This is a genomic window from Psychrobacillus insolitus, from assembly GCF_003254155.1.
GTDB classification, from domain to species: domain Bacteria; phylum Bacillota; class Bacilli; order Bacillales_A; family Planococcaceae; genus Psychrobacillus; species Psychrobacillus insolitus.
Genome location: NZ_QKZI01000005.1, coordinates 89436 through 102954, shown reverse-complemented (window position 1 = coordinate 102954; position 13519 = coordinate 89436). Strand labels below are relative to the sequence as shown.

At 35.9% G+C, this 13519-nt stretch carries 11 protein-coding genes; 5 read left to right on the top strand and 6 right to left on the bottom strand.

All coding sequences use genetic code 11. From position 1 onward, the window contains the following. Nucleotides 1–20: 20 nt before the first annotated feature. Nucleotides 21–2138: an MMPL family transporter gene (locus tag C7437_RS11905; RefSeq protein ID WP_111439952.1), complete on the bottom strand. Its 2118-nt coding sequence runs from the start codon at nucleotides 2136–2138 to the stop codon at nucleotides 21–23. Nucleotides 2139–2243: 105 nt separating this feature from the next. Here C7437_RS11905 and C7437_RS11900 point away from each other — a divergent pair, with 105 nt between their 5' ends. From C7437_RS11900 to fumC, 4 genes are all read left to right on the top strand, one after another. Then, a complete protein-coding gene (locus tag C7437_RS11900) occupies nucleotides 2244–2876 on the top strand; it encodes a pentapeptide repeat-containing protein (RefSeq protein ID WP_111439951.1) in 633 nt (210 codons plus the stop codon). Between the two features lie 294 nt (nucleotides 2877–3170). Next, nucleotides 3171–3494 carry an NfeD family membrane protein gene (locus C7437_RS17205; RefSeq protein WP_245909282.1) on the top strand — a complete coding sequence of 108 codons (324 nt, stop codon included), beginning with the start codon at nucleotides 3171–3173 and terminating at the stop codon, nucleotides 3492–3494. A gap of 197 nt (nucleotides 3495–3691) precedes the next feature. Continuing rightward, nucleotides 3692–5218: a flotillin lipid rafts scaffold protein FloT gene (locus C7437_RS11890; protein ID WP_111439950.1), complete on the top strand. Its 1527-nt coding sequence runs from the start codon at nucleotides 3692–3694 to the stop codon at nucleotides 5216–5218. A 320-nt stretch (nucleotides 5219–5538) separates the two neighbouring features. Continuing rightward, nucleotides 5539–6915: a class II fumarate hydratase gene (gene fumC / locus C7437_RS11885; protein ID WP_111439949.1), complete on the top strand. Its 1377-nt coding sequence runs from the start codon at nucleotides 5539–5541 to the stop codon at nucleotides 6913–6915. 92 nt (nucleotides 6916–7007) lie between these two features. Here fumC and C7437_RS11880 read toward each other — a convergent pair whose 3' ends face one another. From C7437_RS11880 to C7437_RS11860, 5 genes are all read right to left on the bottom strand, one after another. Then, entirely contained in the window at nucleotides 7008–7271 is a 264-nt protein-coding gene (locus C7437_RS11880) for a hypothetical protein (protein ID WP_111439948.1), read from the bottom strand. Between the two features lie 91 nt (nucleotides 7272–7362). Continuing rightward, nucleotides 7363–8637, bottom strand: coding sequence for a TRAP transporter large permease (locus C7437_RS11875; protein WP_111439947.1), 1275 nt, complete (start codon nucleotides 8635–8637; stop codon nucleotides 7363–7365). Beyond that, nucleotides 8634–9155 carry a TRAP transporter small permease gene (locus C7437_RS11870; protein WP_245909281.1) on the bottom strand — a complete coding sequence of 174 codons (522 nt, stop codon included), beginning with the start codon at nucleotides 9153–9155 and terminating at the stop codon, nucleotides 8634–8636. Before C7437_RS11870 ends, C7437_RS11875 begins: the two co-directional genes overlap by 4 nt. Before the next feature lie 2 nt (nucleotides 9156–9157). Further along, on the bottom strand, nucleotides 9158–10174 hold the full coding sequence (locus C7437_RS11865) for a TRAP transporter substrate-binding protein (protein WP_111439946.1): 1017 nt from the start codon (nucleotides 10172–10174) through the stop codon (nucleotides 9158–9160). Nucleotides 10175–10479: 305 nt separating this feature from the next. Continuing rightward, complete coding sequence (locus C7437_RS11860) at nucleotides 10480–11643, bottom strand: class I SAM-dependent methyltransferase (protein WP_111439945.1); 1164 nt, start codon at nucleotides 11641–11643, stop codon at nucleotides 10480–10482. 105 nt (nucleotides 11644–11748) lie between these two features. Here C7437_RS11860 and C7437_RS11855 point away from each other — a divergent pair, with 105 nt between their 5' ends. Next, on the top strand, nucleotides 11749–13407 hold the full coding sequence (locus tag C7437_RS11855) for an AMP-binding protein (RefSeq protein WP_111439944.1): 1659 nt from the start codon (nucleotides 11749–11751) through the stop codon (nucleotides 13405–13407). The last annotated feature ends 112 nt before the right edge of the window (nucleotides 13408–13519 follow it).

Genomic DNA, 13519 nt, shown 5'->3' with positions numbered 1-13519 from the left:
CGTAGCTCCTTCCGCTTTTCTTAGTGCCGATTACTTTTCTTAAAAGGTATCCACCAATTCCATTTGCCGAGTAACTTCATTAAACTTGGCACTAGTAACAAACGAATAATAGTTGCATCAATCGCAATTGCAATGGCAATACCAATCCCGATTTGTTTCACAGGCATCACATCAGTAAAAGCAAATGCACCCGTAATAACTATCATAATTAGTGCTGCAGACGTAATAATTTTACTCGTAGATGTTAGACCATCAATGGTTGCTAGTGTATTATCCTGATGCTTCAAATATTCTTCTTGAATGCGAGAAATCAGAAACACTTCATAGTCCATGCTTAATCCAAATACAAGACTAAATACAATGACTGGAATGATTAAAGCGATTGTCGTTTCCTCTATACCAAAATGTCCGTATTGGAAAATGTAAACCAGTATACCGAATGTCGAGGCTAACCCAATAATATTCATAATAATGGCTTTCAGTGGAATCAAAATTGATTTGAATGCAATCATTAAGATAATAAAGGTAGAACCCAAAATAATTGCTAGTAGTAACCCAACTTTATCAAAAATTTCATCAAAAATTTCTTGATTAAATTTTGGTTGACCTCCAAGCATCATATCGACACCCAAGTCTTTTTCAGACCATTCTCGAACCCAATCCTGTGCCTCATCAGAAGCACCACTTAAGTCGAGGGTTATTGGAATTAGTAATTTATCTTCTTGGACAAATGATTCTAACAATGGTGTTAATTGTCCTTCAATTTCAGGAACCTGCATGCTTTGTTCCCATTGTTCAACAGTAGAAATTTCACTTAATGTAAATATAGATTGGACTGAATCTACATCTTTATCAGCTAATAGTTGTTCTTCTAATTTTTTTATTTCTTCTAGGCCATCCGTGTTATTCCAGCCATCTTTACGCTCGGCAATCATATAAACCGTAGATTTCTCTCCAAGCCCAAACTCCTCATCCATCAATTCATAGGCTTGTCGTGACTCGTATGATATTGGCAATGAATCTACTTGAGGAATCGTTAACTCCATATCTTTTACTGGGATCATTCCAATTCCTAACCCAACTAATGCCACTATAATTAATAGTATAGGTCGTTTCATAACAAATGCAGCAAAATTACGCCATCTAGTAGTAGCACCTGGTTTAACCCGTATAATGGTCCATTTATTAATATGACCTTTCAGTAAAAGTAAAATAGAAGGCAGCAAGGTGATAGAAGCGAGTACAGCCATGAAGACAACTAGCATTCCGCCAAGGGCAATATTTTGGAATATCTCCACATCCAAAACTAGCATGGCACCTAATCCAATAAATACACAAATAGCTGAGAAAATAATAGAACGACCTGCTGTTTGTATAGCTATTTTCACTGCTTCCTGCATAGTACCTTTCCCGAGCTCTTCTTTATAACGGTTGATGAGCAGTAATGCGAAATCGATACTTAATGCCAGTCCAAGCATAGGAATAATATTCATGACGAATATAGATAAATCCATTGTTCCGCTAAATAATGTCATGATTCCAAAAGCAGATATGACTGTCACTATTCCAATTATAAGTGGAATAAAAGCAGCAACTATACTACCAAAAGCGAGTATTAGGACAATAATTGCTATTGGTAAACCTATTGCTTCTGCCTGCACTAAATCTTTTTGACTTGCGCTATTGATGTCTTTATTAATTGCCGCTCCACCAGTCAATGTCACGCCTTTCTCACCATCGATTTGCTCTCTAATTGTATCGACGACTTCGTTCATATTCGCAGTATCACTATTAAAATGAAGCATAGCGTAGGCGACGTGATCTTTATAGAGTGTTTCATCTTCTAAAGGCGATTGTATAGATTCGGCTATTTTAATCCGCTTTATTTTAGCTAATGTCTGTTTAATCGTTTCATCTGATGTTTGATTGAATACTAAAAATAAGGTCTCAGCAGGCAAATCAAACGTATCTGAGAGTTCTTCCATAACTGCTGCATGTTCACCGTCCGTACTAAAACCGTCCCCTTCCAATAAACTAGGTAAACGAATTGCAAATACGGCTAATACAGCAAATATAAGTAACCAAGCAATAAGTATGATTTTATAATGACTTGTCACTAGATTAGATAAAACTTTCATGAAATTCCTCCTTAATGAACACTAATTATATTGTATAGGAAAGTAGAGTAGACATACTAATATAATGCTAGAATAAGGCTATGTAGGGAAGCGAGGGGAAAATGTATGAAGATAGCAGCACCAAAATTGCCGAAAACGTTAAATGAATTAGATGTTAGAAAAGAACTTCTAGAAGATTATTATGTTTCTGGTGGGCTCATAACGTTTCTTGAAATGGAAGAGGAACAAGAGGATAAAATCGTTTTTGATCAGATTCATTTCCTAAATATTTCTATGGAAGGAGTACGGTTTCATCAAGTAGAATTCGTAGACTGCCTCTTTGAGAAATGTGATTTGTCGAATGTAGATTTCGGAAATGCAGTTTTTCATCGTGTAGCGATTAAGGAATCTAAGTTGTTGGGGACAATTATGTCTCAAAGCAGATTGACGGATGTAAAAATAGACAATTCTGTTGCGAACTATATAAGCATGAGCTTTTCCAAGTTGAAGAAAGTCGAATTTTCGAAGACTACGTTGAACCGTGCAGATTTCATTGAAACTTCTTTTACTCAAGTAGCCTTTGAGAAGTGTGAGTTAGACGGAGCAAACTTTTCGCAAACACCTTTAAAAGGAATAGATTTAAGTTCCAACACATATGAACAATTAACAGTATCACTAGAGCAGCTTACAGAATGTACAGTATCTATGGAACAAGCAATAGGATTTGCGAAATCACTCGGTTTAATAATCAAGGAATAAAAAATGGTATCTGCAACTAGTCCAGAAAAATAGTTGAACGAAAACAGTAGGGGAGCTACGTGAAGCAGTCACATAGCCCGTCTACTTTTACAATAAGTTTTGTCCAAAGTAAACCAGCTACGGTCGTGTCGAAAAATGACGAATTACAGGGGATAAAATAATTATTCTAAATAAAGTAAAAATTATGAAACTTATCCGTACATTTTTCGTAAATATAAGCAGATATACATTTATTTTTAACTATATTTTGCAGATATTTTTCTGTGCTAGCTAAATTTGATCATACAGGGGGTGATGAAAATCGAACAAATCTTTTTATATGGTTTATTTATAATCGGATTGCTTACAATTTTATATGTATTATTTGCGGATGCAATTGAAGGGCTAGATGCAGGTATATTCAACCCGACGAGCATTCTGTCATTTTTATTATTCATCTGTGCTTCAGGCTTTTTTTTATTGAAGCTTACCAATTGGAATGAAGAAGTAGTCATTATAGTGGCTTTGGTTATATCAGCTATTTTAACCTTTTTATTATATTTTTTTGTATTAGTCCCACTTTCATCTGCAGAAGTTTCGACAGCTTATACGGATCAGTCTTTACAAGGACTTGTGTGAAAAGTTATTGTACCAATTCCAAAAGACGGATTTGGGGAAATTATTATAGAAACTATAAATGGTGTAATTTCGAAAAGGGCAGTTGGATATGATAATGAAGAAATAGAATATGATAAACAAGTGTTAATCATCGAAGTTGAAAATGGCGCATTTCTTGTGAAAGAATATGTACCACTAAGATAACTAGGGGGATGGATATGGGAATGGAAATGTATATCGTATTAGGGGTTGTTGTCTTCGTATTAGTTGCGGTTCTAGCAGTATATATAACGAAGTACAGAACTGTTGGACCAGATGAAGGATTGATTGTAACAGGTAGCTATTTAGGCACTAAAAACGTACATACAGACGATTCAGGAAACCGGATTAAAATAATACGTGGCGGTGGTACATTTGTATTCCCAGTGTTTCAACAAGCAGAGCCACTTAGTCTATTATCTAGCAAGTTAGAAGTAACTACTCCAGAAGTATATACAGAACAAGGTGTTCCAGTTATGGCAGATGGAACTGCAATTATTAAAATAGGGGGATCTATTTCTGAGATAGCAACTGCCGCTGAGCAGTTTTTAGGGAAGTCTAAAGAAGATAGAGAAAACGAAGCAAAAGAAGTGTTGGAAGGTCACTTAAGGTCTATTTTAGGATCGATGACGGTAGAAGAAATTTATAAAAATAGAGACAAATTCTCACAGGAAGTACAACGAGTAGCTTCGCAAGACTTAGCGAAAATGGGATTAGTAATTGTTTCTTTCACGATAAAAGACGTTCGCGACAAAAATGGCTATTTAGAATCACTAGGGAAGCCAAGAATTGCACAAGTAAAGCGTGATGCAGATATTGCAACAGCTGAAGCGGAAAAAGAAACACGTATTAAACGTGCAGAAGCTTCCAAAGATGCTCAGCGTGCTGAGATAGAACGGGCGACAGAGATTGCAGAAGCAGAAAAAGAAAATCAGCTAAAAGTAGCTGAGTATCGTCGAGAACAAGATATTGCAAAAGCACGAGCTGACCAAGCGTATGAATTGCAAACGGCTCGTTCTAAACAAGAAGTGACAGAGCAAGAAATGCAAATTCAAATTATTGAACGTCAAAAACAAATCGAATTAGAAGAGAAAGAAATATTACGCCGTGAGAAGCAATATGATTCAGAAGTTAAGAAAAAAGCGGATGCAGATCGTTATGCAATTGAACAAAATGCCGAAGCTGCTAAATCTCGGGAAATTACAGAGGCGGATGCTGAAAAGTACCGTATTGAAGCTAAAGCGCAAGCAGATGCTGAAAAAGTGCGTTTAGAAGGTATTGCAAGAGCAGACGCACAGAGAGCACAAGGGGAGTCAGAAGCAGATGTTATACGTTTAAAAGGGCTTGCAGAGGCAGAGGCTAAGCGTAAAATTGCAGAAGCGTTTGAATTATACGGTCAAGCAGCAATGTTAGATATGGTATTGGAAATGCTTCCTGAATATGCAAAACAAATTGCGAGTCCATTGTCGAATATCGATAAGATAACTGTAGTAGATACTGGAGGTGGAGACGGGGGAGGAGCCAACAAAGTGACCTCTTATGCTACTAATCTAATGTCTACACTTCAAGAGACTTTAAAAGCCTCATCTGGCATTGATATGAAAGAAATGCTCGAGAATTACGCTGGAAAAAGCAATATACGGCCGAGTATTGAGCAGTTGACGGAGGAAGTTAAAAAAACGAAAACTCCGAAAGTAGTAGAATAAAGCAATTATAGAAGTCCAGATTTATTTACTGGACTTTTTTAAAGGATTAGATAGTATATAAATTTCTGCATAATCTGTCTAGCTCCTGCGCGAAGCTCGTCGCACCTCGGGGTCAAATGGGTAATTGCTGCCTTACGCAGTAATAGGCGCTTGCGCTTTTCTAATTTATTTGTTGAAATATTAAGCTAATTGTATTGTCGATTAGCAAAATCAGCGATATGATAAAAAGGGATATCCGATTGATTGGATTGATAACCAAATTTCTTTAGAAACTTCCATTATGATTAGTGGATTCTAGACAATAAAAAGGAGCGAGAAAAATGACTTATCGTATTGAGCGTGATTCTATGGGAGAGATTAAGGTCCCAAAAGATAGTCTTTGGGGAGCACAAACACAAAGATCAAGAGAAAACTTTAAAATTGGTAGTGAAAAAATGCCAATTGGTGTAGTACATGGACTAGCCCTATTAAAAAAATCGGCAGCAATTGTTAGCCATTCTCTTGGAAATTTATCAGAAGCGAAAAAAGATGCAATTTCTGCAGCAGCTGATGAAATTTTAGCAGGTAAACTAGATGCTCACTTCCCGTTAGTCGTATGGCAAACAGGTAGTGGAACACAATCGAATATGAATGTAAATGAAGTTATCGCTCATCGTGGTAATCAAATATTAGAAGAAAAAGGTAGCGAAGAGCGCCTTCATCCAAATGATGATGTGAATAAATCACAAAGTTCAAATGATACATTTCCAACAGCACTTCATATTGCAGGAGTTCTTGCAGTAGAAACACAACTATTACCTGCAATTGATGTACTAAAAGAAACAATTGGTAACAAGTCTGAGCAGTTCATGGACATCGTGAAAATTGGCCGTACGCATTTACAAGATGCAACACCTCTTTCGCTTGGACAAGAGTTCAGTGGATGGCATAGAATGCTTGAAAAATCTTCGAAAATGATTTTCCAAAGCGTTCAAGAAATGAAGGAACTTGCAATTGGTGGGACAGCAGTTGGAACAGGACTAAATGCACCAAAAGGATTCGGTGATTTAGTTGCCGCTGAAATTTCTAAAGCACTTGGCATTGAATTTACTTCAGCAACAAATAAGTTCCACTCTTTAACAAGCTATGACGACGTAGTGTATGTGCATGGAGCAGTCAAGGCTCTTGCAGCTGATTTAATGAAAATCGCAAACGATGTTCGTTTACTAGCAAGTGGTCCTCGTTCAGGAATTGGTGAAATTTCGATTCCAGAAAATGAACCGGGAAGTTCTATTATGCCAGGTAAAGTAAACCCAACTCAAAGTGAAGCATTGACAATGGTAGTTGCCCAAGTGATGGGTAATGATACAACTATTAGCTTTGCAGCTAGCCAAGGGAATTATCAATTAAATGTTTACAAACCAGTAATCATTCATAATTTCCTTCAATCTGTTGAGTTATTAAGCGATGCATTAATTAGCTTTAACAATAACTGTGCTGTTGGAATTGAACCAAATCTAGATACGATTAAAAATCATGTAAATAATTCACTTATGTTAGTTACAGCTTTAAATCCATATATTGGGTATGAAAATGCAGCGAAAATTGCAAAACATGCGCATAAAAATGGAACAACATTGAAAGAAGCAGCGGTTGAATTAGACTTACTATCTGCTGAAAAATTCGATGAAGTTGTACGACCAGAAAATATGATTTAAATTGAAAACGGCCCCTCTTCACTTATTAGTGAAGAGGGGCCATTTTTAATAATACAAACTAAAAGGTCGTCCCCATAATAGGAGACGACCTTTCAATTTGTGATTGTAAAATAGACGATGAATAAAACAACTACAACTATCGCATTTAATAGATTATATTTTATCAAAGAAATATTTTGTTCAAATTTCCCCGATTTATTAATGAATGTAATTCCGAGGTAAGTGATAAATATTGCTACTAACAAAACGACGATAGGAGGCATTGTATAAACATATACATTGACAAAATGCACAATAATAATTGCCAAGGCCATAGCTACTCCATAAGCTACTTTTTTTAATTTTGGTTCTTTCACAAACATTCAACCCCAGTCATTAAGTAAAACCTTAAATTAAGAATACTAAAAGACTGGCTAGATTGTAAGTCCTTGTTACTTCTTCATTCATTTATTTTAAAGCATTTGGCAACCACAATACGATTTGTGGTACATATGTGATAACTAATAAAGCAATGACAGAAGCTACTAAGAATGGCCAAATTGCTTTAATTAACTTCTCAAGCTTCACATTGGCCAAAGATGAGGCAATGTATAACCCTGTGCCAACAGGTGGAGTAAGAACACCGATTGTTAAGTTGATACAAATAATCACACCGAAGTGAATAGGATCAATTCCATAATTAGCAATCAACGGAGTGAAAATAGGTACTAGAATGATTAAAGCAGCGATTCCATCCATGAACATACCGACAATTAGTAAGAAAATATTTACGATTAGAAGGAAAACTAATGGATTATCCGTTAATGAAACCATCCAACTTGCGATATCTTGCGGTACCCGTTCAAATGATAGCATCCAACCAAATAAATTCGCCATCGCGATTAACATCGTAATCGTTGCTGTAGAAATGGCTGTGTTAACAAAAATACCTGGTAATTTATTAAACTTGATTTCTCTATACATAAATGTTCCAACTACTAATGCAACGAAACAAGCTATTGCGGCAGATTCTGTTGGTGTAAACACACCTGATAGAATTCCAGCGATAATAATGAAGGGTACAAGTAAAGCAGGAAGTACATTAAATAATGCTTTTCCAATTTCCTTAAAAGTTGCTCGTTTGTGCGTAGGCCATTTGTATTTAGAACCCATAAAACCGATTAATATAATAAATGATAGCGCTAATAAAATACCTGGGAGTACGCCTCCCATGAACATATCACCGATGGAAGCTCCAGACGACACACCATAAATGATAAATAGCATACTTGGTGGAATAATTGGGCCTAGTAAACCTGCTGCACCAGTAGTGGCTGCACTAAATTCTCGTGAGTATCCTGCCTTTTCCATTTCAGGAACCATTGTTTTACTCATCATCGCAATTTGAGCTGTTGCAGAACCAATGATGGAAGCAAGCAACATATTCGCGATAACATTTACATAAGCTAGACCACCGCGGAAGTGTCCTACTAGCGTTCTAGCGAATTCAACAAGTCTTTTTGTTATACCACCAGAGTTCATTAGTTCTCCAGCAAGCATAAACAATGGAATTGCTAGTAGTCCATAACTTTCTAACCCTGAATATAACCGTTGTGGTGCTGTAGCCATCAAACCTAAGTTATTGGAAAGTATAATATAAGCAACAGTTGTAATACCTAAAACAAAGGCGATTGGAATTTGTAGCACTAATAAAATAATGAATACAGCTAGTGCAATCATCATGATACATGCACCTCCTCGCCAACTTTTTCAAACTTACCTCCATTTTTAAACGTTTGGATCAGTAAATCTAACAAATGAATAAACATAAAGAAAAATGAAACCGGAATACTTAAATAAGCATAAATCATAGGCATTCCCATAGAAGTAGATTTTTGTACTTGGATATTAGGAGACGATAGCCAACCAATAGATAAATACAAAATATAACCAACAAAAGAAAGTAAAATTACAAAGCCAACTATCAAAAGGACTTGTCTTAATTTTCCTTTTACTAAGTCCATGACAATAGTTATGGATGCAGAATTTTGCATTTTTAAACTCATGCTTCCCCCTATGAAGGAAAGCCAGACAAGAGAGAAAATAGCTACCTCATCTGACCAAACAAGGGGAGCCTTTAAAATATAACGATATAAAACACCTGAAGTTAAGGAGAAAAGCATACTCACACCCAAAATAATAGCGAATAGCTTTTCAACTTTAAAAATTCCATTACTAATTTTGTGGATCAATATTATCACCTCTATTTTTGAGCTTCTACTAAAAATTCTTTAATTAATTCTGATTCAGTTGAGTATTTATCGATAACTGAATTACTCACTTCATCAAATGTCGAAGAGTCTTTTAATTCTTCTACTTTTACGCCAGCGTCTTTTAAAGTTTGTAAGTTTGTTTCTTCTCTTTTAATTGCTTCTTCGTTACCCCAGTCAGCTGCGATATCAATTGCTTCTGTTACAATTTCTTGTTCTTCTGTAGATAAAGCGTCAAAACTTGATTGACTCATTGTTAGAATAGCTGGAAAAGCCATTTGGTTTGTTAATGTTAAGTTTTCTGCATTTTCATAATACTTTTCTGTCACAAGTGCATCTAAGTCAATGTCAATCCCATCGATAACCCCTGTTTGTAAAGAAGTATATACTTCTGAAAGAGGCATCGCAGTTGGACCAGCTCCAGCTTTCTCCCAAAACTCTTGCATCGCAGGACTACCAACAATACGAAGTTTTTTCCCTTTTAGATCAGCAGGTGATTGAACAAATCCATCATTTAATAACACATGGCGGTTACCAGCAAAAACAAAGTCAAATGCCACTAAGCCTTGGCTATCCAATGTATCTAGAATTTTTTTAGTAGATTCTGCGTCACGCATTTCGTTCGCATCAGAGATTGTTGGGAATACAAATGGCATGAACCAAGCATTCAATGATACTTCACGCGTACTCATGTAAGCGTTTGTTAAAAATCCGAAATCTAAAGATCCTGTTTCCAACTGTTGTACCATATCTTTTTCTTGTCCAAGTTGAGAAGCTGGATAAATTTCAACTTTCATTTTACCATCTGACAATTTTTCTAATTCTTCGCCAAACTTTTCAGCAGTTTGATGCCAAATATGTGTTTCTTGTGTAACGTGTGCAATTTTAAATGTTTTTGTACTTTCTTCATCTCCACTGCCACTTTCATCTCCGCCACATGCTGCTAAAAAAACTGCAGAAGTTAGTGCTGTTATTGCTGCAAATCCCTTAAGTTTTTTACTATAAATCATCTCTTTTTACCCCCAGTAATTTTTATGTTTATGTATTATTTATAAAAATAAAGCGTTTTCATAAATAAGTTCAAAAATCAGAATTCATAATTAGTGAACTCTGTTTCCTTATGTTACAAAATGGTCACAACTATGTCAATTGTTTTTTTCTAAATACAATAAATCTTCTGAAGAATTGAATAAAGTACATATGATTCGACTAAACAAATGTATTATAATAATTATTTAATATCTAATCTATTTGAATTATAGAAAAAAGCACCGGCTTCTTGCATCACTTTATGTGTGCTAGAAACCGGTACTTTTTATGATAAGTATTCTTTTAGTTCATTTTCTAAAAATGGTTTTGCATGTAACATTTTTTTAAACTGTTGATAACTATCCATTTGTTCCGGAGTTGCTTTTCTTCCTGTTTTATATGCCCGAATTAGTATGTTTTTTGGTGTGTTCTCTAAGTTAATAAACTCAACTAGCTGAGCTTCGTATCCGACCATACTAAGAATTTCAGCTCTTAGTGAATCAGTTGCAAGTGCTGCAAATCGCTCTTTTATGAGACCGTGCTTTAACATAATATCTAATCCTGGTGCATTTAGTTGTGAATTCAGCTCATGTTGGCAACAAGGTACGCTTAAAATAACGCTCGCTCCCCATTTAACTGCACGACCAAGTGCTAAGTCTGTTGCAACATCACATGCGTGAAGGGTAACGACCATATCGACAGAAGCTTCTTCGTTGTAGTCACTAATATCTCCTACTAAAAACTCTAGATGTTCATATTTGAGATCATTCGCAATTTGTTGGCATTCTTCAATTACTTCTTTTTTCAAATCGAGTCCAGTTACTCGAATGTCTAACCCTTTTTCAATATGTAAATAATGATAAAGGGCGAATGTTAAATAGGATTTGCCTGAACCAAAATCTAAAATTCGAATAGGACGATCAGTTGGTAAGTAGCTTAAAGAGTCTTCTATAAATTCAATGAATCGATTAATCTGTTTGAATTTGTCATGCTTTTGGTTTTTAATCTTGCCATCAGGAGTCTGCACGCCCAGACGGATAAGGAAAGGGTATGGTGTTTCTGGATCAAGTTTATAATTCTTTTTACGATTATGAGAAAGGTCTATTTGTTTAGGAGTTTCCATTTTTTCAGATTTCCAAAGTACTTTATTCTTTTTGGTTAGCTGGATATGGAGTTTTTCTTCGGTAAATTGAGCCTGGCATTGTCTAAACTGATCAAACAACTCTTCTAGTTTTTGTGCAGCTTGATCAAGTGTAATATTTTCATGTTTTAATACACGTTCAAATTGATACTCCAGTTGTAATGTATATACTCCTTTTAGTTGGATAGGATTTATTTTTACACGTTTGCATTCACTGGATTTTAACCGTGGTTGACTGATGGTAGCGGAAACTAATTTTTCTGACTGTATGAGCTCGTTCAGCTGTTCTTTCATTTCAGTGAATTCTATTATAAACGCCTTCTTTTTTAATTAGTTTTGTACATATTTTAACACATCTCCTTCTATTTAGAAGTAACTAATATTTATCTGAATTTTATGATAAAATAGGGGGAGATGGACAATCAAAAAGGGGTGATTTGTTTGTTAAACGAAAAAACAGTAGGCGAAATTGTGAAAGAAACAGCGAGGAGATTTCCAGAAACAGAGGCATACGTATATCCTGAGCTAGGTATTCGGAAAACGTATAAAGAGTTCGATGAAGAAACGGACGACTTAGCAAAAGCATTGATTGGTATGGGCATTCAAAAGGGAGAACATGTCGCGATTTGGTCTGACAATAAAAGAGAATGGCTGCTCAGTCAATATGCCACTGGGAAGATGGGTGCTGTCCTCGTAACAGTAAATACAAACTACCAAGAAAAAGAACTAGAATATTTACTGCAACAATCAGACGCCACAACGCTTATTTTATGTGAATCATATAAGGGAACTTCCTATTTAGATATTGTTCGAGCGGTTTGTAAAGAGATAAACGTTGCAGAAAAAGGTAATATTCAGTCACAAAAGCTTCCTTTTTTGAAAAATGTGATTGTCATGGGTGAAAATAATTACCCCGGTATGTACACTTGGTCTGAGTTAATGGCTCATGCAGACAGTGTATCGGATGAGACGCTTGAGCAACATTTGAAAGTGCTAAAAAATGATGATGTAATTAATATTCAATATACATCTGGAACAACAGGCTTTCCTAAAGGGGTTATGCTGACACATAAAAATATAGTCAACAATGGACAACTTGTAGGAGATTGTATACATCTCTCAGAACAAGATAGACTTTGTATTCCTGTGCCTTTTTTTCATTGCTTCGGCTGTGTCCTGGGAACAATGGCATCCGTAACACATGGTTCAACTATGGTCATTATCGAGCAGTTCGATGCAGCTAAAGTGCTCCAAATGGTACAAGATGAAAAATGTACAGCATTACATGGTGTACCAACTATGTTTATAGCAGAATTGAATCATCCAGATTTTGCGAAGTACGATTTGTCTTCGTTAAGAACTGGGATTATGGCTGGATCTATTTGTCCAATTGAAGTGATGAAAAAAGTGATGGAGGACATGGGTGCATCTGAAATTACAATTGCTTATGGTCAAACAGAGTCTTCTCCAGTTATTACGCAAACAAGAACAGATGATGCAATTGAAAAACGAGTATCATCAGTTGGGCAAGCTCACCCTGGAGTAGAAGTGAAAATTATTGACCCAATTACTGGGGAAGATACACCATCCGGAGTACCGGGTGAATTATGTACAAGGGGTTACCTTGTGATGAAAGGTTATTATAAAAACGAAGAAGCGACAAATGCTGCAATTGACTCACATGGTTGGTTGCATACGGGAGATATTGCAGTTATTGATGAAGACGGGTATATCGATATTACAGGTCGCATTAAAGATATGGTCATTCGTGGTGGGGAAAATATATACCCAAAAGAAGTGGAAGAGTTTTTATATCAACACCCTGCTGTTCAAGACGTCCAAGTTGTAGGTGTTCCTGATCCTAAGTACGGCGAAGAACTAATGGCTTGGATTATCTTGAAGGATGGAGAGAATCTAACTTCAGAAGAAGTAAAAACATATTGTAGAGGGAAAATATCGTATCATAAAATACCAAGATACATTGAATTCACCGATGCATATCCAATGACGGCTTCTGGTAAAATTCAAAAATTCCTTTTACGAGAGCTGTCGAAGGAAAAAGTAGAAGCATAAAAATATTGTTATTTCCCGGGAAATCGACAAAGAGATGACAATTATTTCATGTCATCTCTTTTTGTTTAACTTCAATTTCAACCTATGAGTTTCATGTGTGTAATCTAAGGGA

Excerpts from the sequence above, each read along its gene's own strand:
- C7437_RS11900 (WP_111439951.1), top strand. The coding sequence starts at position 2,244 with ATGAAGATAGCAGCACCAAAATTGCCGAAAACGTTAAATGAATTAGAT.
- fumC (WP_111439949.1), top strand. The coding sequence starts at position 5,539 with ATGACTTATCGTATTGAGCGTGATTCTATGGGAGAGATTAAGGTCCCA.
- C7437_RS11865 (WP_111439946.1), bottom strand. The coding sequence starts at position 10,174 with ATGATTTATAGTAAAAAACTTAAGGGATTTGCAGCAATAACAGCACTA.
- C7437_RS11905 (WP_111439952.1), bottom strand. The coding sequence starts at position 2,138 with ATGAAAGTTTTATCTAATCTAGTGACAAGTCATTATAAAATCATACTT.
- C7437_RS17205 (WP_245909282.1), top strand. The coding sequence starts at position 3,171 with ATGAAAATCGAACAAATCTTTTTATATGGTTTATTTATAATCGGATTG.
- C7437_RS11875 (WP_111439947.1), bottom strand. The coding sequence starts at position 8,637 with ATGATGATTGCACTAGCTGTATTCATTATTTTATTAGTGCTACAAATT.
- C7437_RS11890 (WP_111439950.1), top strand. The coding sequence starts at position 3,692 with ATGGGAATGGAAATGTATATCGTATTAGGGGTTGTTGTCTTCGTATTA.
- C7437_RS11855 (WP_111439944.1), top strand. The coding sequence starts at position 11,749 with ATGGACAATCAAAAAGGGGTGATTTGTTTGTTAAACGAAAAAACAGTA.